This is a genomic window from Cupriavidus sp. 22TCCZM01-5, from assembly GCF_057798915.1.
In genome coordinates, this window is record NZ_JBYOJR010000019.1 from 24,861 (window position 1) to 44,482 (window position 19,622).

Annotated in this window: 18 protein-coding genes; 5 read left to right on the forward strand and 13 right to left on the reverse strand. The window is 68.6% G+C overall.

Going from position 1 to position 19,622, the window contains the following annotated elements:
* Positions 1–52: 52 nt before the first annotated feature.
* From AC3FNH_RS18275 to AC3FNH_RS18285, 3 genes are all read right to left on the reverse strand, one after another.
* Positions 53–574 carry a hypothetical protein gene (locus AC3FNH_RS18275; protein ID WP_488721089.1) on the reverse strand — a complete coding sequence of 174 codons (522 nt, stop codon included), beginning with the start codon at positions 572–574 and terminating at the stop codon, positions 53–55.
* 26 nt (positions 575–600) lie between these two features.
* Positions 601–1,758: an acyl-CoA dehydrogenase family protein gene (locus tag AC3FNH_RS18280; protein WP_488721090.1), complete on the reverse strand. Its 1,158-nt coding sequence runs from the start codon at positions 1,756–1,758 to the stop codon at positions 601–603.
* 109 nt (positions 1,759–1,867) lie between these two features.
* A complete protein-coding gene (locus AC3FNH_RS18285; protein WP_488721091.1) occupies positions 1,868–3,649 on the reverse strand; it encodes an OPT/YSL family transporter in 1,782 nt (593 codons plus the stop codon).
* A 138-nt stretch (positions 3,650–3,787) separates the two neighbouring features.
* Here AC3FNH_RS18285 and AC3FNH_RS18290 point away from each other — a divergent pair, with 138 nt between their 5' ends.
* Genes AC3FNH_RS18290 through AC3FNH_RS18300 form a run of 3 tightly spaced genes read left to right on the forward strand, consistent with a single transcriptional unit; the run spans position 3,788 to position 6,116 of the window.
* Positions 3,788–5,467 carry an FAD-dependent oxidoreductase gene (locus AC3FNH_RS18290; protein ID WP_488721092.1) on the forward strand — a complete coding sequence of 560 codons (1,680 nt, stop codon included), beginning with the start codon at positions 3,788–3,790 and terminating at the stop codon, positions 5,465–5,467.
* A complete protein-coding gene (locus AC3FNH_RS18295) occupies positions 5,457–5,630 on the forward strand; it encodes a hypothetical protein (RefSeq protein WP_488721093.1) in 174 nt (57 codons plus the stop codon). The genes AC3FNH_RS18290 and AC3FNH_RS18295 overlap by 11 nt, the downstream gene beginning before the upstream one ends.
* Positions 5,631–5,657: 27 nt before the next feature.
* On the forward strand, positions 5,658–6,116 hold the full coding sequence (locus AC3FNH_RS18300) for a MarR family winged helix-turn-helix transcriptional regulator (RefSeq protein ID WP_488721094.1): 459 nt from the start codon (positions 5,658–5,660) through the stop codon (positions 6,114–6,116).
* Here the strand turns inward: AC3FNH_RS18300 and AC3FNH_RS18305 are convergent.
* On the reverse strand, positions 6,113–6,568 hold the full coding sequence (locus tag AC3FNH_RS18305; protein WP_276102606.1) for a YccF domain-containing protein: 456 nt from the start codon (positions 6,566–6,568) through the stop codon (positions 6,113–6,115). The two genes, AC3FNH_RS18300 and AC3FNH_RS18305, sit on opposite strands and share 4 nt — an antisense overlap.
* A gap of 330 nt (positions 6,569–6,898) precedes the next feature.
* On the opposite strand from AC3FNH_RS18305, the gene AC3FNH_RS18310 reads away from it, so the two are divergent.
* On the forward strand, positions 6,899–7,831 hold the full coding sequence (locus tag AC3FNH_RS18310; protein WP_276102607.1) for a 2-hydroxyacid dehydrogenase: 933 nt from the start codon (positions 6,899–6,901) through the stop codon (positions 7,829–7,831).
* 13 nt (positions 7,832–7,844) lie between these two features.
* Here the strand turns inward: AC3FNH_RS18310 and AC3FNH_RS18315 are convergent, their stop codons facing one another.
* From AC3FNH_RS18315 to zwf, 5 genes are read right to left on the reverse strand one after another with little or no spacing between them, the layout of a single operon-like run.
* Positions 7,845–9,176 (reverse strand): sensor histidine kinase, encoded by a 1,332-nt coding sequence (locus tag AC3FNH_RS18315; protein ID WP_276102608.1) that lies wholly within the window; start codon positions 9,174–9,176, stop codon positions 7,845–7,847.
* Complete coding sequence (locus AC3FNH_RS18320; protein ID WP_276102609.1) at positions 9,176–9,874, reverse strand: response regulator; 699 nt, start codon at positions 9,872–9,874, stop codon at positions 9,176–9,178. The genes AC3FNH_RS18315 and AC3FNH_RS18320 overlap by 1 nt, the downstream gene beginning before the upstream one ends.
* A gap of 3 nt (positions 9,875–9,877) precedes the next feature.
* Positions 9,878–10,897, reverse strand: coding sequence for a glucokinase (locus tag AC3FNH_RS18325; protein WP_488721095.1), 1,020 nt, complete (start codon positions 10,895–10,897; stop codon positions 9,878–9,880).
* 8 nt (positions 10,898–10,905) lie between these two features.
* Complete coding sequence (gene pgl, locus AC3FNH_RS18330) at positions 10,906–11,586, reverse strand: 6-phosphogluconolactonase (RefSeq protein ID WP_488721096.1); 681 nt, start codon at positions 11,584–11,586, stop codon at positions 10,906–10,908.
* 15 nt (positions 11,587–11,601) lie between these two features.
* Positions 11,602–13,050 carry a glucose-6-phosphate dehydrogenase gene (gene zwf, locus AC3FNH_RS18335; protein ID WP_488721142.1) on the reverse strand — a complete coding sequence of 483 codons (1,449 nt, stop codon included), beginning with the start codon at positions 13,048–13,050 and terminating at the stop codon, positions 11,602–11,604.
* A 248-nt stretch (positions 13,051–13,298) separates the two neighbouring features.
* Between zwf and edd the strand changes: the two genes are divergently transcribed.
* Positions 13,299–15,134 carry a phosphogluconate dehydratase gene (gene edd / locus AC3FNH_RS18340; protein WP_488721097.1) on the forward strand — a complete coding sequence of 612 codons (1,836 nt, stop codon included), beginning with the start codon at positions 13,299–13,301 and terminating at the stop codon, positions 15,132–15,134.
* Here the strand turns inward: edd and AC3FNH_RS18345 are convergent.
* The 4 genes from AC3FNH_RS18345 to AC3FNH_RS18360 all read right to left on the reverse strand — a co-directional run bounded on the left by AC3FNH_RS18345 (position 15,131) and on the right by AC3FNH_RS18360 (position 19,613).
* Positions 15,131–15,499 (reverse strand): hypothetical protein, encoded by a 369-nt coding sequence (locus AC3FNH_RS18345; RefSeq protein WP_488721098.1) that lies wholly within the window; start codon positions 15,497–15,499, stop codon positions 15,131–15,133. The genes edd and AC3FNH_RS18345 overlap by 4 nt on opposite strands.
* A gap of 24 nt (positions 15,500–15,523) precedes the next feature.
* Positions 15,524–16,429, reverse strand: coding sequence for a helix-turn-helix domain-containing protein (locus AC3FNH_RS18350; RefSeq protein ID WP_488721099.1), 906 nt, complete (start codon positions 16,427–16,429; stop codon positions 15,524–15,526).
* 101 nt (positions 16,430–16,530) lie between these two features.
* Positions 16,531–17,778: an MFS transporter gene (locus AC3FNH_RS18355; protein WP_488721100.1), complete on the reverse strand. Its 1,248-nt coding sequence runs from the start codon at positions 17,776–17,778 to the stop codon at positions 16,531–16,533.
* 233 nt (positions 17,779–18,011) lie between these two features.
* On the reverse strand, positions 18,012–19,613 hold the full coding sequence (locus AC3FNH_RS18360; RefSeq protein ID WP_488721101.1) for a peptide chain release factor 3: 1,602 nt from the start codon (positions 19,611–19,613) through the stop codon (positions 18,012–18,014).
* Positions 19,614–19,622 lie beyond the last annotated feature (9 nt).

The window sequence follows — 19,622 nt, forward strand, 5'->3', positions numbered from 1 at the left end:
TGCCGCCAATTGGAATTGGCGGCATGTTTCCTTTATGGCGTTCCGGGCGTGTTCAGTGCGAGATGCGCGCGGCATTGGCCCAGCGCGCGGCGGCCGACTGCGCCAGCGCGCTGCCTGCCACGTCGTGGGCTGCGGCTGCGCCGGAGGTTCCCGCCAGCTGCAGCGCGGTGTGCCATAACACCGCCGACACCAGCGTCTGGCAGTGGCGCCGCTCGCCATGGGCGAGTGCCAGCAGGCGCTCATTGCCGTCGATCACGATAAGGCGGTCCCCGGCCTGCGGCCGCATTTCCAGCGCATACAGGTGGTCGCATTCGCAATGCATGCGCCCGCCGCTGACCGCCACCACGATCGCCCCGGGCAGGGCGATGCCGCTGTCGTGCACGTCTTCACGCAGGCGTTCCAGGTGCGCATGCGCGCGCGGATCGCGCGCTGCCGCCAGGTCGCCGGGCATGGCGCTGAGCGCCATCAGCTCGGCTGGCGACACCGCCAGCGTGTAAGCCGGGAAGTCCGGCCGGTAGGTGGCCACCACGGCACGCAGGCGACGCGCGCCGCGGCCATCCGGAAGGCTGCCCATGTCGCGTCCCGCTGCCGTGACTGCCATCAGTCGCGCAGCAGGTGCTTGGCAATGATGAGCTGCTGGATCTGCGTGGTGCCTTCGTACAGGCGCAGCAGGCGCACGTCGCGATAGAAGCGCTCGGCCTTGTACTCGGCGATGTAGCCGGCGCCGCCATGGATCTGCACCGCGCGGTCGGCAATGCGGCCCACCATTTCGGTACAGAACATCTTGGTGCACGAGGCCAGCATGCTGACTTCGGGATCGCTCTTGCCGGCCGGCTTGGCGTCATAGCGCTGCGCGCAGTCGCGCATCATCGACAAGCCCGCGTACAGCTCGGCCTGGCTGTCGGCCAGCATGCCCTGGATCAGCTGGAAGTCGCCGATCGGCTTGCCGAACTGCTTGCGTTCCTTGGCATAGGCCACGGCGTCGGTGATCAGGCGGTGCGCCATGCCGCAAGCCAGTGCCGAAAGGTGCAGGCGGCCGCGGTCGAGCACTTTCATCGCGGTCTTGAAACCGACGCCGGGCACGCCGCCGATGATGTTGGCGGCCGGCACGCGCGCATTCTCCAGCACCACGTCGCAGGTCTTGGTGCCGCGCTGGCCCATCTTCTTGTCCGGCTTGCCCAGCGAGATGCCCGGGGTGTCGGCCGGCACGATGAACGACGAGATGCCCGACGCACCGGGGCCGCCCGTACGCGCCATCAGCGTGAAGGCGCCCGCGCGTGGCGCGTTGGTGATGAAGCGCTTGGTGCCGTTGATGACATAGTGGTCACCATCGAGCTCCGCCTTGGTCTGCAGCGAAGCCGCATCGGAACCGGCGTTCGGCTCGGTCAGCGCGAACGAGATGATCAGCTCGCCGCTGGCGATCTTCGGCAGGTAAGCCTGCTTCTGCGCTTCGGTGCCATCCATGAGGATGCCCTGCGAGCCGATGCCGACATTGGTGCCGAACACCGAACGGAATGCGAAGGCGGTGTGGCCCAGGTCGTACACTACATCGCATTCCTGCGACATCGACAGGCCGATGCCGCCGTAGTTTTCCGGAATGGAGATGCCGAACAGGCCCATTTCCTTCATGTCGGCGACGATGTCGGCCGGCACGTCGTCGATCTCTTCGAGCGTGTCTTCGGCCGGCTTCAGGCGTTCGTCGATGAAGCGCTGCACCGAAGCGCGCAGCAGGGCGAAGGATTCTTGGTCAAGGGCCATGGCGGTTCTCCAGTCAAGCCAGTTCGACAGTATGGGCGCAATGGTACGCGCGCCACCTGGTTTGACAATCCATCAGATATTGGACAGATGCGTCAATAAAATTTGACACTCAGGCCCGTGTGATCATTAGCAGGCCTGCCACGCCGGTGATGAGGGCTGCAAGCGCGTCGCCGGCGATCATCCCGCCGCCGACCAGCGAAGCGGTGCTCATGTCCTCGGGCATGGACCGGCTGGGGCCGCGCGGGCCGAACCGCGCGGTGAGGCCCGCCACAAGGCCGCCCGCCGCCATCCACGCCGCGGCGGGCAGATTGACGAATCCGCCGAACGACGAGGCGTAGGGAGAGGGCAGCAGCACGGCGTCCAGCGCGAAATCGACCGCCCCGCCCGTTCTGCCCGACCGCGCAAAGCGCTGGTACCCTGCATGCGCGCGCAGCGCCTTGCGCAGCACTTCCGTCACCAGGCCAATCGCCAACCCGATGACGACGGCAAGGTGCTGGTAGCCACGCGCTTCGGCCAGCCCGCGCAGCACGCCGACAATCTTGTAGGTCATCGCGGAGGTCCAGCGCGCCGGCTGCTGGTCGGCCGCGAGCGTGGTCTGGTCCAGCGCCAGCACCGGATAGGCCTGCAGGAACAGCCGCGCGAGCGCCACGGCCAGCAGCGCGCCGACGATGATCCCGGCCACCTGGTAGCCGAACTGCACCATGCGGCTGCTGCCGAGGCGCCAGCCGGTGGAACGGTCCTGTTGCATGTCGCAGGCCTCGGCCGTGGACACCAGCAGCACTGTCGCGGCGATCAGGCCGACATGCGGCGCGCGCAGCCCCGCTGCCGCCATCAGGATCACGCACAGCACGAACGCCGACGAGATCGGGTTCTGGTCCACCATGCCTACCGAAATGCCGTTGACCAGCGCGAACACCAGCACCAGCAGCACTGCCATCAGCTGGAAGCCAAGCGGCTGCCCGAACCAGGCCACGCCCGCAACCACCACTGCCGCGCCCCAAAGCAGCACCCATGCCGCCACCCAGCGCATGCCGGGCCCGCTGGCTTGCCGCGCCGCGGGCGCCGCTGCGCTGCGCCACTGTCGCCACGCACGTGCCAGCAGCAGCGAGACGTCGACCACGGCCGCGCCCATGATCATGCCCAGCGCAATCAGGAAAGTGATCTTGCGAAACGGCTCGCCCGGCGCCAGCCAGCCGATCGAGACAAAGTATGGCGTCATGGCCCAGCCCGCGAGGCCACCTGTCAAGGCCGCGATGCCGATGCGCGCGCCCACGATCATCCCGGCCCCCATGGTCGAGGCCGACACATCGAGCGCCGCCAGCGGCGCCAGCCGGGCCACCCAGAGGCCGCTGGCCAGCCCCACCGCCATGCCCCCGGCCAGGCGCGACACGGAACGGCGCAACAGCAGCGGATCGGTCAGCGCGCGCAGGATATTGGCCACCGCCAGGCCGGACGGAAAGGTCAGCTGCATGCGGTCGACCAGCAGCGGCGTATAGAGCATGCCGACGCCGACGCCATACATGCCGATGCACAGCATGTATGCCATCAGCTGCCACAGCGGCGGCTGCGCCAGCCCGAGCCAGCTCATCGCCTGGATCACCACGGCCATGCCGCTCATGCCGGCCACCGATGCCGCCGCGGTCTGGATGTAGTTGGCGCCGTGCCGGCCCGCGGCCCCGTAGCCGCAGGTCACCACCGAGCCAAGGATGCCGGCCAGCACCTGCCCGCCCACGAAGAAGCCGAGCGAGAAGTTCATGTAGGCCGCGGCGATCCCGCCCAGCGGCCCAAGCACCAGCATGCCCGCCGCGCCGAGCAGCAGGTGGTATTGCCAGCTTCCGGGCGCGGGCAGCCAGGGCAGGCGGGGAGCGGCTTCTGATGGGGCGGAAGGCATGGTGGACGGGCGGGTTGCCGGACAAGTGCTTCAGGCAAAGCATAGGCGAGAGACCGGTTCGCCGGGGTTTACACTAGTTTCGTGCGCAACTATTTTGTCGATATAGTTGCGCACACAACTACATCGCAGAGCTTGTCCATGCCAGACCTATCCGCCCCTGCCAGCGCGGCAATGCCCGCGCCGCCCGCCGTCGAAGCGCGGCCGTGGCCGTCTTCCGTACCGGTGCTGATCGCCGGTGGCGGCCCGGTTGGCCTTGCGCTGAGCGCCCTGCTCGCGCGGCAAGGCATCGCCTCGCTCGTGGTGGAGGCCGACGACGGCTACTGCGCGGGCAGCCGCGCCATCTGCATGTCGCGCCGCTCGCTGGAGATCCTCGGCTGGGTGGGCGCCGACCAGGCCACTGTCGGCAAGGGCCTGCCCTGGGTCGGCGGACGCAGCTACTACCGCGATACCGAAGTGCTGCACTTCAGCATGCCGAGCGAACCCGGCGAGCGCTTCGCGCCGATGGTCAACATCCAGCAGTACTACCTGGAGGCCTTCGCCCACCAGGCCGCGCTGGCCTGCGGCCCGCTCGCCGACGTGCGCTTCGGCGCGCGCGTGGCGGCCGTGCGCCAGGACGCCGACGGTGTCAGCGTGGACATCGAGACCGCGCAGGGCATCCGGCAGGTCCGCGCCCGGTGGCTGGTGGCCTGCGACGGCGGCCGCAGCACCGTGCGCGAACAGCTTGGCCTGCGCATGGAAGGCACGCAGTATGAAGGGCGCTACGTGATCGTCGATATCGTGCAGAAGACGCGGCGCGACGTCGAGCGGCTGGCGTGGTTCGATCCGCCGTCGAATCCCGGCTCGACCATCCTGATGCACCGCCAGCCCGACGACGTCTGGCGCATCGACTACCAGATCCGCGACGATGAGGATCCGGTCGAAGCCGTCAAACCCGAGAACGTGCTGCCGCGCGTGCAGAGCCACCTCGACATGATCGGCGAGACCGAGCCGTGGGAACCGCTGTGGATCTCGATCTACAACGCCAAGTGCCTGACGCTCGATGCGTACCGGCACGGCCGCGTGCTGTTCGCAGGCGATGCGGCACACCTGGTGCCGATCTTCGGTGTGCGCGGGCTCAATTCCGGACTGGACGATGCCGGCAACCTCGCCTGGAAGCTCGCCTGGGTCATCCATGGCCGCGCCGACGCCGCGCTGCTCGATTCCTACTCGACCGAGCGTGTCCATGCCACGCGGCAGAACATCGCCTACGGTGCCAAGAGCACAGAGTTCATGGCGCCGCCCAACTTCGCCTTCAGCCTGATGCGCGAGGCCACGCTGCGCCTCGCGCTCGATCAACCCGCGGTACGCTCGCTGATCAACCCGCGCCAGTCGGCACCCATCGCCTATACAGGCTCGGCGCTCAACGGCCCGACCGACTTCGGCGACGACTGCCCCGGCGCGGCGCCGGGCATGCCCGCGCCGGAAGCGCGCCTGAGTGAAGGGCACCTGACTGCAAGCTTCGGCCAATGCTTCACGCTGCTGTGGTTCGGCGATGGTGCGCCCGTGCCGGACGAACTGACGGCCCTGGTGCAGGCGCATGCCACGAACCTGCAGCTTCGCGTGATCGTTCCCGCCGGCGGTGCGCCGCAGCCCGGCGCATTGGCTGATCTCGACGGCCACGCCTTCGCGCGCTATGGCGCGCAAGCCGGCACGCTGTACGTGATCCGTCCGGACGGCTATGTGCTGGCGCGCTGGCGCGCTCCGCAACCGGAGCCGCTCCGCACCGTCCTCGCCCGCTTCCTGCAAACCCCCGCTGACAGAGCCCGCCGTGCAAGCTGAAGAACTCGACCTCGCCTACACCCGCCTCTGCGAAGCCATGGCCGGTGTCGGCCAGGACAAGGCGCCGCTGCTGCTCGCCATGGTCTGCCTGGGCCTGATAAGCCGCCAGGACGCACTGGCCCCGGTGCTCGACCTGATCGAAACGGCCGAGGCGCGGGTGTAAAGTCCCGTTTCCCTGCCCGGATCCGATATGAAAGCCCTGCCCCGCCTGGACCAGTTCCTGACCTACCGCCTGCACCAGGTCAACAAGCTCAGCGACAAGGACAGCGCCTACGCCTACCTTGAGCAGTGCGGCCTGCTGCTCAGCGAAGGCCGCTGCCTGGCCGCCATCGGCGCGTTCGCGCCGCTGTCAGTCAATGCGCTCGCGCAGAAAGCCAACCTGACCAAGGGCCAGGCCAGCCGTTCGGCGCAGGCGCTGGTGGAGCGCGGACTGGTCAGCAAGTCCGCGAGCGCGGCCGATGGCCGCGGCGTGGTGCTGGCACTGACGCCGCAGGGCAAGCCGCTGTATCGCCAGGCCATCGCGATGATCGCCAGGCGCAACGACGAAATCTTCGGCTGCCTGAGCGAGGCGGAGCAGGCGCAGCTGGGGAACCTGCTCGACAAGCTGGTTGCCCACGCCACGCGGGACGACCAGCCCGAAGACGCTTAACGCCTCAGCCCATCCACGTGCGCGCGCGCCCCATCGCGCCGCGCGGCCTCGGCCACCTCGTTGCTCACCACGGTCTGCCCGATCGGTGCCAGCGCGATGCCGGCCAGCTTCAGGTGCTGGATGGCGAACGGAATGCCGATGATGGTCACGAAGCAGGCAATGGCCGACATGACATGGCCGATCGCCAGCCAGATCCCTGCAAAGACGAACCACAGCACGTTGCCGACCATGCCGAGTGCGCCGGTGCCGATGTCGTCGCGCTGGTTCAGTTCGCGCCGGCTGATCGCCTGCTTGCCGAACGGAAAGAACGTGAAGCTGCCGATCACGAAGCAGGCCTTGCCCCATGGAATGCCAATGATTGAGCAGAAGGCCAGCAGTCCTGCGAGCCACCAGGCCAGCCCCATGAGGACGCCGCCAAGGATGAACCAGAGGAAATTGCCGATCGCGCGCATGCAGGGATTCCGGAAGTGAAGGAGAACTCGATGATACGCGCCGGCAAAAGCGTACCTGTTTCTGCGTGCCTGGCAACAGCGGCATGGCGCCCGGGATTTCAGCCGCAAATCGCTACGCCGGAAAGCGCAAACGCCACCTGTCCCTGACGCGCGACGCCACGAAGCGTACCTGTTTCTGCGTGCGTACCCGTTTCTGCGGGCATGATTCCCGGCCAGGCGTACCCGTTTCTGCGTGCCGGCACGCAAGGCGCATCGGCGCTAGAATGTGCGCCTCTTTGCCTTTTCCGCCGTCGCCGCCCCACGCGGCAGTCCTCCTGCAGTCTCCCCGTCATGAAGCCCGTCCTGATTGTCCTGAACCCGATGTCGCCCCAACACCTCGCCAGCATTGGCGAGCGATTCACCGTGCACTACGCGCCAGACGCCGCCAAGCGCGCCGACGCCGTGGCCACGCACGGCGGCACGACGCGGGCGGTGCTCACGATCGGCTCGATCGGCCTGACAGCGGCCGAGATCGACGCCATGCCGCAGCTGGAGCTCATCTGCGCGCTCGGCGCCGGCTTCGAGAACATCGCGCGCGAACATGCGCGCGCCCGCGGCATCGCAGTGGCCAACGGGGCCGGCACCAATGACAGCTGCGTGGCCGACCACGCCATGGCGCTGCTGCTGGCCACGGTGCGCGGGGTGCCGCAACTGGACACCGACACACGCGCCGGCCACTGGCGCGACGCGCTGCCGCTGCGCCCGAACTTCTCGGGCAAGCGCATGGGCATCGTCGGACTGGGCACCATCGGCCGGCGCATCGCGCGGCGTGGCGAAGGGTTCGACCTGGAGATCGGCTATCACAACCGCATGGCGCGTCCCGACGCGCCGTACCGCTATTTCGACAGCGTGACGGCGCTGGCGCTGTGGGCCGACTACCTTGTCATCGCAACGCCCGGCGGCGCCGGCACGCGCCACCTGGTGAACGCCGGCGTGCTGGCCGCGCTGGGTGCGTCGGGCTTTCTCGTCAATATCGCGCGGGGCAGCGTGGTCGACACTGCCGCGCTCGCGCAGGCGCTGCATGCCGGTACGGTCGGCGGTGCCGGCCTGGATGTCTATGAAAGCGAACCGGCCCCGCCCACGGTGCTGCTGGACTGCCCGAACGTGGTGTTGACCCCGCACATGGCCGGCTGGTCGCCTGAAGCGATCCAGGCCTCGGTGGACCAGTTCCTCGAAAATGCCCGCCGCCACTTTGCCGGCGAGCCGCTGCTGACGCCGGTCTGAAGCGCCTGCCGGCTCAGGCGGCGGGGAAGGTCACGCGCACGCGCAGTCCCGGCGCCGCATCCTCCAGCGCCACTCGGGCGCCGTGCGACTGCGCGATCTCGGCGACGATGGCCAGACCCAGCCCGCTGCCGCCGGTCGGCGCTTCGGGCAAGCGGTAGAAGCGATCGAATACGCGCACGCGCTCAGCCGCCGGAATGCCCGGCCCGTTGTCGCTGACAACCAGTTCCACCTCGTGGCTGCCGGTTGGGTGCCGGACCTGCACGTCGACGCGGCTACCGCGCGGGATGTACGCCAGTGCGTTGTCGATCAGGTTCGTCAGCAGGATGCGCAGGGCATCGGCGTCGCCGCGTATACGGATGGGGCCGCTGTCGGCGTCCATCCCCAGGTCGATTTCGCGGTCGAGCGCGGCCTGCGCCATGTCGGCCACCACCCCGGCGGCCACGCCGGGCAAGTCCAGCGGCTCGTGCGGCAGCGTCACCGCGCCGGGTTCCTGGCGCGCCAGCGTCAGCAACTGCGCCACCAGGTGGGTCAGGCGCTCCAGGCCCTGGCGCAGCTTGCCGAGCGCTTCGCGCCGGGCCTGCGGATCTTCGGCGCGCTCCACCAGTTGCGCCTGCAGCTGCAACGCCGCCAGCGGCGTACGCAGCGCGTGCGCGGCATCGGCCACGAACGCGCGCTGGGTGTCCAGCGCATGCGACAGGCGCGCCAGGAGCTGGTCGAGTGCGGCGCTGAGCGGCGCGATCTCATCAGGCATCGGACGCACGGCCAGCGGCGCGAGCGAGCTGGCGTCGCGGGCCCGCACTTCGGTGGCGATCTCGCGCAACGGCCGCAGGCCGCGGCCTACCGCCATCCATACCAGCCAGGCCAGCAACGGCAGCAGGAGCAGCAGCGGCGCCACGGTACGCAGCGCCATGCGCGCGGCCAGCGTGCGCCGCGCGCTCATGGGCTGCGCGATCTGCACCACGGCCGGACCCAGCTGCATGCTGTAGAGCCGCCATTCGCCTTCGCCGGTCGTGACATTGGAGAAGCCCAGTTCCGCCCGCGCCGGCAGGGCCGGATGCGCGTGCGAGAGGTACAGGCTGCGGCCCGAGCCGTCCCAGATATGGATGACCACATCTTCGTCCGCGTGCAGCAGGTCGACACCGGCCCCGCCCTCGACCAGGAACGGCGGCGCCACCGGGTCGGCGAACTGGCTCGGCAGCGCGGCCGCGACCTGCTTCATCTGGTAGTCGAACAGGGCATTGGCTTCCTGGCGGGCCTGCCCGTAGATCAGCACGGTCGCCATGGCGATGCCGACGAGCAGGCCGGCGGCCAGCCACCACAGCAGGGTTCGCTGGATCGAACGCATCAGTGTCCTGCTTCCTCTTCGAGCCGCGGCACGACATAGCCCACGCCGCGGATATTGCGGATCAGCGCGGCGCCGAACTTCTTGCGCAGCGCGTGGATATAGACCTCCACCGTGTTGCTGCCCACTTCGTCATCCCAGCCGTACAAGCGCTCCTGCAACTGCGCCACCGACCAGACCTTGCCCGGGCGCGCCAACAGCGCCGACAGCAGCGAGAATTCGCGCGCGGACAGCCGTACCGGCTCGCCGTTCAGTGTCACTTCCCGTGTCGCCGGATTGAGCGAAATGGTGCCGTAGCTGAGGACCGGCTCGGCCCGTCCTTCGGCGCGGCGCGCCAGCGCGTGCATGCGCGCGGCCAGTTCCTGCAGGTCGAACGGCTTGACGAGGTAATCGTCCGCGCCCGCATTGAGCCCGGCCACGCGGTCCGCCACCGCGTCGCGCGCGGTCAGGATCAGCACCGGCGTAGACACGCCGCGCGCGCGCAGGGCACGCAGCACGTCCAGGCCCGAACGGCGCGGCAGCCCCAGGTCGAGCAGGACCAGGTCATAGCAGGCAGCGTCTCCCGGCCCGCCCGCGGGGGTGGCGGCAGCGAGGCCGGCCTCTCCATCCTGCACCCAGTCCACGGCAAACCCTTCCTGGCGCAGCGCGAGTTTCACGCTGTCGCCGATCATGGCATCGTCTTCCACCAGCAATACGCGCATGTCTTATCCGGTCTGTGGCCGGCCGGCATGAAGCGCATCGGCCAGCGCGCGCGCCAGCCCTGGCAGCGCGGGATAGCTGGCGGTGATCACGTACACCGGCAGCTTGTCGAGATAGCCCTGCAAGCGGCCCTTGGCAACGAAACGCGTGCTGAACGCGGACGCCTGCAGCGCCGGCACGAAGCGCGGCAGGATGCCGCCGCCGAGGTACACGCCGCCGAGCGCGCCCAGCACCAGCGCCACATCCGCCGCGACCGAGCCGAGCAGGCCGAAGAATACCGCCATGGTGCGCTCGCAGAGCGGATCGTGGCGCTCGAACGCCCCCGCCGTGACCTGCTCCGGCGTCAGCGGCGCAGCCACGGGCGTACCCGTTTCTGCGGACAGCGCGGCATGGATATGCGACAGGCCCATGCCCGACAAAAGCCGCTCCGCCGACACGCGCCCGAAGGTACGTTGCGCGGCGTGCCAGGCAATCCATTCGTCGTCGGTCACCGGCATCAGTTCGATATGGCCACCCTCTCCGGCCAGTGCCACCGCGACTCCGGCTGCGGACGGCACCAGTCCCGATACGCCAAGCCCGGTGCCGGGCCCCACCAACGCGCGGGGCGCGGTGGCCACGCCCTGGCCAGGCCGCACTTGCACAAGATCGTTCGCGCCGAGGTAAGGCAAGGCCAGCGCCAGCGACGTGAAGTCATTGAGGGCCACCAGCCGCTCCAAGCCCACCGCCTGCCGCGTGGCCTCGATCGAAAAAGCCCAGTCGTGGTTGGTCAGGCGCACCTGGTCGCCCGTGACCGGGTTGGCCAGGCCGATGGCCGCGTAGCGCGGCAGCGCAGCCCCTGCTGCACGCAGCCCGTCGAGGTAGTGGCGCATGGCCGCCTCCAGCGACGCATGGTCGGCCACCTTCAGCGCGGTCACCGTGCCGATCTGCATCGGCGCGGTTTCGAGCGCGAAGCGCACGTTGGTGCCACCCACGTCGCCAAGCAGGCGCGGATAGGTGTCGTCGGCGGGCACGGCGGGAGCAGTCATGGCATCGATCACGCGCGGAAGATATCGAAGCCGCGCCGCTGGTTGGCCAGCACGATGCTGACCGGCAAGGCCGGCGTGGGACCCTGCCTGGCGCGGTCCAGCACTTTGGCCTTCTGCGCGCCGGCGACCGCCAGGAACGCCCGCTCGGCGGCCAGCAGCGCGGCCAGGTTCAGCGTTACGCGGACATGGGGCGCACTCGACGGATGCGTGAGCAGGTAGCCAGGCGTGGGGTCGCTCAGCGCGGCTTGCAGCTCCGGTGCGTCGGGAAAGAGCGACGCGGTATGACCGTCCTCGCCCATGCCCAGGACGATCACGTCGGGCTGGCGGTACGCCTGGTTCAGGCGCGCCACCGCGCGCTCGGGGTCGGCAACCTCCGCGGCGTCGGCGATCAGCGGCACGAAGGCGGCGCTTGCCGCTGCCTCGCGCAGCAAGTGCGCGCGGACGAGCCCGCTGTTGCTGTCGGGATGGTCCGGCGGCACCACGCGCTCGTCGACCAGCGTGACGGTCACCGCCTCCCAGCGCACGGGCCGGTAGCGCAGGCGCTCGAACATCGGCACCGGCGAGCGTCCGCCCGATACCGCGAGCACGGCCCAGCCGTTGGCGCGGATCGCCAGGTCCAGCGCATGGCCGATCGAGATCGCCAGCGCTTCGGCCTGGTCCATCAACGTTGCGTGTTCGAAATCGCGCATGGTCGTGTCTCCGCCTCAGGCTTCCTCATGCCACAGCGCGTCGTCGCGCGACATCAGCGCCGACGAGGCGGCCGGGCCCCACGTGCCGGCGGTATACGGCTTGGGCGGCACGTTGCTCTCTTCCCAGGTGTCGAGGATCGGCTCGACCCAGCGCCACGCCTGCACCTGCTCGTCACGCCGCACGAACAGGCCCAGCCGGCCGCGGATCACGTCGAGCAGCAGGCGTTCATAGGCGCCGGCGCGGCGCACCTTGAACGAGTTGGCGAAATCGAGATCGAGCGAGGTCGGCGTCAGCTCCAGCGTGTCGCCGGGCTGCTTGACCAGGAAGTACAGCCGGATGCTCTCTTCCGGCTGCAGCTGGATCACCAGCCGGTTCTGCGGCGACAGCGTCAGCGGGCGCGGAAAGATGGCATGCGGCACATCGCGGAAATGGACCACGATCTCGGCCACGCGCGACTGCATGCGCTTGCCGGTGCGCAGGTAGAACGGCACCCCTTCCCAGCGCCAGTTGGCGATCTCGGCCTTGATCGCGACGAAGGTCTCGGTACGGCTGTCGGCGGCGATGCCCTTCTCGTCGAGGTAGCCCGCCACCGGCTTGCCGCCGATGGCCCCGGCGCGGTACTGGCCGCGCACGGTCTTCTCCGCGACTTGCTGCGGCGTGATCGGCTTGAGCGCCTTGAGGATCTTTATCTTCTCGTCGCGGATGGCGTCTTCCGACAGGCTCGCCGGCGGCTCCATGGCCACCATGCACAGCAGCTGCAGCAGGTGGTTCTGCACCATGTCGCGCAGCGCGCCGGTCCGGTCGTAGAAATCGCCACGCGTCTCGACGCCAAGCTCCTCGGCGATGGTGATCTGCACGTCCTGGACCCATTCGCGGCGCCACAGCGGCTCGAACAGCGCATTGCCGAAACGGATCGCCATCAGGTTCTGCACCGACTCCTTGCCAAGATAGTGGTCGATGCGATAGATCTGGTCCTCGGCGAAGAACTTCGCCACGGCGGCGTTGATCGCCTCCGACGATTCGAGGTCATGCCCCAGCGGCTTTTCCAGCACGATGCGCACATTGGGCGTATTCAGCCCGGTGCGCGCGAGCTGTTCGCAGATCGGCACGAACAGGTGCGGCGCCGTGGCCAGGTAGCACACCACCACTTCAGGATGGCGCGCCAGCACCTTCTCCGCGAGCGCGTCGAAGTGCGCCGGCACGCGTGCATCGGCCTGCACGTAGCAGATGCGCGCCAGGAATGCGGCCCATGAGTCAGGCGGCGCATGGGCCAGGCCCGGGCGCACGCCCTGCTCTAGCGAATCCAGGTAATCCTGCTGGCTGATCGGCTGGCTGCCCGTAGCCAGGATGCGCGCCTGCGGATGCAGCAGCCCGGCATGATGGGCTTCGAAAAGGGATGGCAACAGCTTGCGCCGGGCCAGGTCGCCGGTGCCGCCGAACAGCACCATGTCGAAATCAGGCATGCTCACCGTGGACTCCTTGAAGGATGGCGGTCAGAACACTGCGAGCGCTGCACTGCCCGATGCGGCCTCATGGATTGAGTGTCTGCCCGCGGCGCATAAGTTCCGGGCAGTTTACGTGAGTCGCCGCCGCTTGGCGAGGCGCGCGGGCCACAAGCGTACCCGTTTCTGCGTGCCCGGAGTCCGCCCCGCACGGCGTGCAGCGTGCCGCGAAGTGCGCTAGGCTGGAAGCAACCCCGCAGGAGAAACCTATGCCACGTCACCCAGTGCTCGAACGGGTCACGGCCCGCATCATCGCGCGCAGCGGCCCTTCCCGGCAGGCCTACCTTGACCGTACCCACGCCATGGCGGGACAGAAGGTCGAGCGCGCCCAGCTTTCCTGTACCAACCTCGCGCACGCCATGGCGGCCATGCCGGACCAGGCCAAGATCCGGCTCAAGGCCGACGAAAGGCCGAACCTCGCCATCGTCTCGGCCTATAACGACATGCTCTCGGCGCACCAGCCGCTCGCGGCCTTTCCGCAATGGCTCAAGGAAGCCGCGCTCGAGGCCGGTGGCACCGCGCAGTTCGCCGGCGGCACACCGGCCATGTGCGACGGCGTGACCCAGGGCCAGGACGGCATGGACCTGTCGCTGTTCTCGCGCGATGTGATCGCGCTGGCAACGGCGGTGGCGCTGTCGCACCAGATGTTCGACGGCGCGCTGTACCTGGGCGTGTGCGACAAGATCGTGCCGGGGCTGGTGATGGGCGCCCTGTCGTTTGGTCACCTGCCTGCCGTGTTCGTGCCCGGCGGCCCGATGACCACCGGCATGAGTAACGATGAGAAGGCACACGTGCGCCAGCTCTACGCCGAAGGCAAGATCGGCCGCAAGGAGCTGCTCGAAGCCGAGACACGTTCCTACCACGGCCCCGGCACCTGCACCTTCTACGGCACGGCGAACTCCAACCAGATGCTGATGGAGATGATGGGGCTGCATCTGCCGGGCACCGCCTTCGTCAACCCGAACACGCCGCTGCGCGAGGCGCTCACGCGCGAATCGGCCCGGCAGGCGCTGCGCCTGGTGCACGGCGGCGAACGATATACGCCCGTTGCCGACGTGCTCGACGAGCGCGCCTTCGTCAACGGCGTGGTCGGCCTGCTGGCCACTGGCGGCTCGACCAACCATACGCTGCACCTGATCGCCATGGCGCGCGTGGCCGGCATCGTGCTGACGTGGGACGACTTCGACGAACTGTCGGCGGCGGTGCCGCTGCTCGCGCGCGTCTACCCGAACGGCAAGGCCGACGTGAACCAGTTCCAGGCGGCGGGCGGGCTGTCGGTCGTGATCCGCGGGCTGCTCGAACTGGGCCTGCTGCATGACGACGTGACGACGGTGGTCGGCCGCGGGCTGGAGGCCTACACGCGCGAACCGGTGCTGCGCGACGGCAAGCTGGAATGGACCGACGGGCCGGCCGCCACGCTCGATGACACCATCGTGCGCGGCGCCGCGCAGCCATTCCTGCCGGACGGCGGCATCAAGCTGCTCGACGGCAAGCTTGGGCGCGCGGTCATCAAGACCTCGGCGGTGAAGCCGGAGCACCAGGTGGTGGAAGCGCCCGCGATCGTGTTCGCGCACCAGGACGACGTGATCGCCGCGTTCAAGCGTGGCGAACTGGAGCGCGATTTCGTTGCGGTACTCCCATGGCAGGGACCCGCGTCATGTGGCATGCCCGAGCTGCACAAGCTCACGCCGACACTGACGGTGCTGCAGGACCGCGGCTTCCATGTCGCGCTGGTGACCGACGGACGCATGTCCGGCGCCTCGGGCAAGGTGCCCGCGGCCATCCACGTCTGTCCAGAAGCGCTCAACGGCGGCGGCATCGCGCGCGTGCGCACCGGCGACATGGTGCGCGTCGACGCGCCCGCCGGCGTACTGACCGTGCTGGTGCCCGACGCCGAGTGGAACGCGCGCCAGCCCGACCGGCCCGACCTCAGCGCCAACCGTCACGGCGTGGGCCGCGACCTGTTCGCGGCGTTCCGCCGCCACGTCAGCGAGGCCGAAGCCGGGGCCTGCACGCTGTTCGCGGATGAGGACGCGCGCACTTAGCCCGTGCGACGCAGCGGGTTCGCACGGTCGGTCTCGCGCACCGTGCCGGCGACGCCCTGTGCGTCGATCAGCGGGGCAGCGATGCAGTTCATCCCTGGTGCACGGCCAGCTGCACGAGGTAGTTCCAGGCGTTCTCGATCCTGTTGGCGTCGATGTTCCAGTTCATCAAAAGTCTCCTGGTTGTGAGGCGTACCCGTTTCTGCGTGCGCAGGCCGCATGGGCGCATCGGCGCGAACATCGCGGCAAAGTTGGGAATCGGCCTCCTGACCACGCCTCAATGTCAGACATTCACTGACAAACGGCGCCAGTACATAAGCGTTCGCTGCTTTTAAGAGGACCAATGCAAAGGAGGGTTTGGTTTCCACCTCCGCCGCCAGCGGCGGGCACGATCAACGCGTGCGGGCGGCGCGCCATGCGCCAGGCGTGATGCCGAACGCAGTACGGAAGCGGTTGTTGAAATGGCTCGCCGAGGCGAAGCCGGCGCGCGCTGCCACCTCGTTCAAGGGCAGGCGCGCGTCGTCCAGCAGCCGCATGGCGCGCTGCAGCCGCGCGCGCAGGATCCACGCGTGCGGCGGCATGCCGAAGCTCACGCGGAACATGCGTGCGAAGTGGTATTCCGACAGCCCTGCCAACGCGGCCATTTCGCCGAGCGTCGGGTTCTGTTCCGGATGGGCCTCGATCCAGTCGCGCACCGTGCGGCGCGATATGGCCGACAGGCCGCCGCGCCAGTCGGCGCCCGGCCGGTGCGAAGCATGGCTGAGCAGCAGGTGGGTGACGGCGTCGTGGGCGAGCGCGTTGCCGGTCATGCGCGTGTCGGGCGCCTGCCAGTCGAGCGCGGCCAGGCGCTGGCCGAGCGCGAACAGGTACGGATCCTGGGCGAAGGTCAGGTCGCGCAGTTGCAGGCCGCGCGGCTCGCGGTCCAGCAGCCTGATGCAGTGCCAGGCTACGTATTCGGGGTCGAAATAGAGGTGCAGAAAGCGCTGCGTGCCGCCCACGTGCCAGCGCGATTCATGATCGGCGGGCAACAGGCACAGACGGCCCGGAGCGCCAAGATTGCCAGGCTGGTCGAGCCGGTACGTGGAGTGGCCGCCTTCCAGGTATACCGATAGCGTGTGATGCCCCGGCTGCGCATACGCGGTGTTGTCGTGCCGGTTGCGCCACAGTGCCAGGCCCAGTCCGTCGCCGAGCGCGGTGGCGCGCTCCAGGGACGCACGCGAGTCCGTCAGCGCATTGAACACCGCATGGTGTCGCAGCGGATCGGTCGCGCTGTAGAGGCTGGTGTCAGGGGCGGCCATGGGCGTCAGGAAAGTGTCCGGTGACTATACGCGATCCCCGGAAGCGCCGCCGCCAAGCCCTGCGTTCGTACGCAGAAACGGGTACGCTCGCGCCCCGGCACTCAGGCCGGGTGATCGTGCAGGCGGTCGCGCTGGGCCAGTGCCGGGAACAGGCGCATCCACAGCGCCACCACCAGCAGGGTGCCCACGCCGCCGAGAACCACCGCACCGATCGGGCCCAGCAACGCCGCCGTCACGCCCGATTCGAACTCGCCAAGCTGGTTGGAAGCGCCGATGAAGACCGAGTTGACGGCGCCGACGCGCCCGCGCATGTCATCGGGCGTATCGAGCTGGACCAGCGTCGAGCGCACCACCACGCTGATCATGTCGGACGCGCCGAGCACGACCAGCGCGGCCATCGACAAAGGCAGCCAGTGCGACACGCCGAACACCAGCGTGGCCGCGCCGAACACCGCCACGGCGCCGAACATCACCTTGCCCGCGCGGCGGTTGAGCGGATGCCGGGCCAGCCATAACGCCGTCACCAGCGCGCCGACGGCAGGCGACGAACGCAGCAGCCCCAAACCCCACGGGCCGGTATGCAGGATGTCGCGCGCATAGATCGGCAGCAGCGCCGTCGCGCCGCCGAGCAGCACCGCGAACAGGTCCAGCGAGATCGCGCCAAGCAGCACCGGCCGGCTGCGGATGTAAGCAAACCCCGCAAACAGCGTCTTCACGCTCACCGGCGCGGTTAGCCGCTGCACGGGCTGGCGCAGGGTCAGGCCGGTGACCAGCACGGCGGCTACCGCGAACAGCGTGGCGCTCAGTGCGTACACGACCCCCGGGCCCGCGACATAGGCAAAGCCGCCGATGGCCGGGCCGATGATGATGGCGGCCTGGCCCGCCGAACTGGCCAGCGCCACGGCGCGCGGCAACTGGCGCGGCGTCACCACGCTCGGCAACAGCGCCTGCAGCGTCGGCGTCTCGAACGCGCGCGTGGCACCGATCAGCGCGACGAACAGGAAGATGTGCTCGGGGTTGATCCGCCCCGAGAGGCTCGCCACGGCCATGGCCACGGCGATCAGCGCTTCAAGCGCCTGGCAGGTCCGCACGATGCGCCGGCGGTCGAAACGGTCCGCCACATGGCCCGACATCAGGATCAGCACCACCGAGGGCAGGAACTGCACCAGGCCCACCAGCCCAAGCATGAACGCGTCGCGCGTCAGGTCGTACATCTGCCACCCGACCGCCACGGTGAAGATCTGGTAGCCAATGGTGGTGCACAGGCGCGCGAACCAGAAACGGCGGAACGAGGGGTCGCCAAAGACGCTGTCGGGCGCTTCGGCAATAGTGGCGGCAGGGGAAGACATGGGCGGGAGATCGCCGGCGGCAGGCCGGTCACGGCAACGACACAAGGTGCCGCTTCAGGCAGTCGCGCACGGCCCGCCACGGCAAAACCCTCATTCTACGGCCGGCCACGCGACTGCGTGCATGCAACTGCCGACATTCGCACACGAAATGCTGAACGCTGTTCGGCGGCAGTTCCGGCAAAGCAAAACGGCCCGCATGGCTGCGGGCCGTTTTGCTTTCGAATGGGCAGGCGTCAGACGATCTCGCGCGTTTCCATGAACTGCACGTTCGGGAACTTCTCCTGCGTGAGCCGCAGGTTGACCATGCTCGGCGCCAGGTAGACGTGATCGCCGGCGCCATCGAGCGCCACGTTGTGGCCGGCCTTGGCGATCAGCTTCTCGATCTCGGCCGGCTCGCCCCGGAGCCAGCGCGCGGTCGCGCATTCATGCGATTCGAAAATGGCATCGACGCCGTACTCATGCTCGAGCCGGTGCGCCACCACGTCGAACTGCAGGATGCCGACCGCGCCCAGCACCAGGTCGTTGGACGCGAGCGGGCGGAACATCTGCGTGGCGCCCTCTTCCGCGAGCTGCTGCAACCCCTTCTGCAGCTGCTTGACCTTGAGCGGGTTGTTCAGCCGCGCGCGGCGGAAGAATTCCGGCGCGAACGACGGGATGCCCGTGAACTTGAGGGGCTCGCCCTCGGTGAAGACATCGCCCAGGCGGATGGTGCCGTGGTTCGGCACGCCGATGATGTCGCCCGCGTAGGCCTCTTCCGTGGTGTTGCGGTCCTGCGCCATGAACGTGATGGCGTTGTTGATCGCCACGGTCTTGCCCTGCGACACGTGCAGCAGCTTCATGCCCCGCTCGAAGCGGCCCGAGCAGACGCGCACGAAGGCAATGCGGTCGCGATGGCGCGGGTCCATATTGGCCTGGATCTTGAACACGAAACCGGTGAACTTGGCTTCTTGCGGCCCGACCACGCGCGTTTCGGTGTTGCGTGCGAGCGGCGGCGGCGACAGCTGGCACAACGCGTTCAGCAGCGACTGCACGCCAAAGTTGTTGATCGCCGAACCGAAATAGACCGGCGTCTGCTTGCCCGCCAGGAACGCGTCCTTGTCGAAGATGTGGGAAGCGCCGCGCACCAGTTCGATCTCCAGGCGCAGCTCGTCGGCCTGGCTGCCGAGGATGCGGTCCAGCTCGGGGTTGTCGAGCCCGTCGAGGATGGCCGCGGTGCCCTTGTCGCCGTGCGGGTCGAACAGTTGCACCTTGTCGTCGATCAGGTGGTACACGCCGCGGAAGGCCTTGCCCATGCCGATCGGCCAGGTCATCGGCGCGCACTGGATCTGCAGCACCTCCTCGATCTCGTCGAGCAGTTCGATCGGCGAGCGGCCTTCGCGGTCGAGCTTGTTGATGAAGGTGAGGATGGGCGTGTCGCGCAGGCGGCAGACGTTGAGCAGCTTGATGGTCTGCGCTTCCACGCCGTTGACCGAGTCGATCACCATCACGGCCGAGTCGACCGCGGTCAGCGTGCGGTAGGTGTCTTCGGAGAAGTCCTCGTGGCCCGGCGTGTCGAGCAGGTTGACGATGTTCTCTTCGGCCTTGCCCTCGGCAGCCTCGCGGCGGTAAGGGAACTGCATCACCGACGAGGTCACCGAAATGCCGCGCTGCTTCTCCAGCTCCATCCAGTCCGAAGTGGCATGGCGGTCGGCCTTGCGCGCGCGCACTTCGCCGGCCACCTGGATCGCGCCGCCGAACCACAGCAGCTTCTCGGTCAGCGTGGTCTTGCCCGCGTCAGGGTGGGAAATGATGGCAAAGGTGCGTCGACGCGCAATTTCGGATACGAGCGAGCTCACGGCAGCGGA

Coding starts and splice junctions, on each gene's coding strand:
- AC3FNH_RS18275 (WP_488721089.1), bottom strand. CDS start 574: ATGGGCAGCCTTCCGGATGGCCGCGGCGCGCGTCGCCTGCGTGCCGTG.
- AC3FNH_RS18280 (WP_488721090.1), bottom strand. CDS start 1,758: ATGGCCCTTGACCAAGAATCCTTCGCCCTGCTGCGCGCTTCGGTGCAG.
- AC3FNH_RS18285 (WP_488721091.1), bottom strand. CDS start 3,649: ATGCCTTCCGCCCCATCAGAAGCCGCTCCCCGCCTGCCCTGGCTGCCC.
- AC3FNH_RS18290 (WP_488721092.1), top strand. CDS start 3,788: ATGCCAGACCTATCCGCCCCTGCCAGCGCGGCAATGCCCGCGCCGCCC.
- AC3FNH_RS18300 (WP_488721094.1), top strand. CDS start 5,658: ATGAAAGCCCTGCCCCGCCTGGACCAGTTCCTGACCTACCGCCTGCAC.
- AC3FNH_RS18305 (WP_276102606.1), bottom strand. CDS start 6,568: ATGCGCGCGATCGGCAATTTCCTCTGGTTCATCCTTGGCGGCGTCCTC.
- AC3FNH_RS18310 (WP_276102607.1), top strand. CDS start 6,899: ATGAAGCCCGTCCTGATTGTCCTGAACCCGATGTCGCCCCAACACCTC.
- AC3FNH_RS18315 (WP_276102608.1), bottom strand. CDS start 9,176: ATGCGTTCGATCCAGCGAACCCTGCTGTGGTGGCTGGCCGCCGGCCTG.
- AC3FNH_RS18320 (WP_276102609.1), bottom strand. CDS start 9,874: ATGCGCGTATTGCTGGTGGAAGACGATGCCATGATCGGCGACAGCGTG.
- AC3FNH_RS18325 (WP_488721095.1), bottom strand. CDS start 10,897: ATGACTGCTCCCGCCGTGCCCGCCGACGACACCTATCCGCGCCTGCTT.
- pgl (WP_488721096.1), bottom strand. CDS start 11,586: ATGCGCGATTTCGAACACGCAACGTTGATGGACCAGGCCGAAGCGCTG.
- zwf (WP_488721142.1), bottom strand. CDS start 13,050: ATGCCTGATTTCGACATGGTGCTGTTCGGCGGCACCGGCGACCTGGCC.
- edd (WP_488721097.1), top strand. CDS start 13,299: ATGCCACGTCACCCAGTGCTCGAACGGGTCACGGCCCGCATCATCGCG.
- AC3FNH_RS18350 (WP_488721099.1), bottom strand. CDS start 16,429: ATGGCCGCCCCTGACACCAGCCTCTACAGCGCGACCGATCCGCTGCGA.
- AC3FNH_RS18355 (WP_488721100.1), bottom strand. CDS start 17,778: ATGTCTTCCCCTGCCGCCACTATTGCCGAAGCGCCCGACAGCGTCTTT.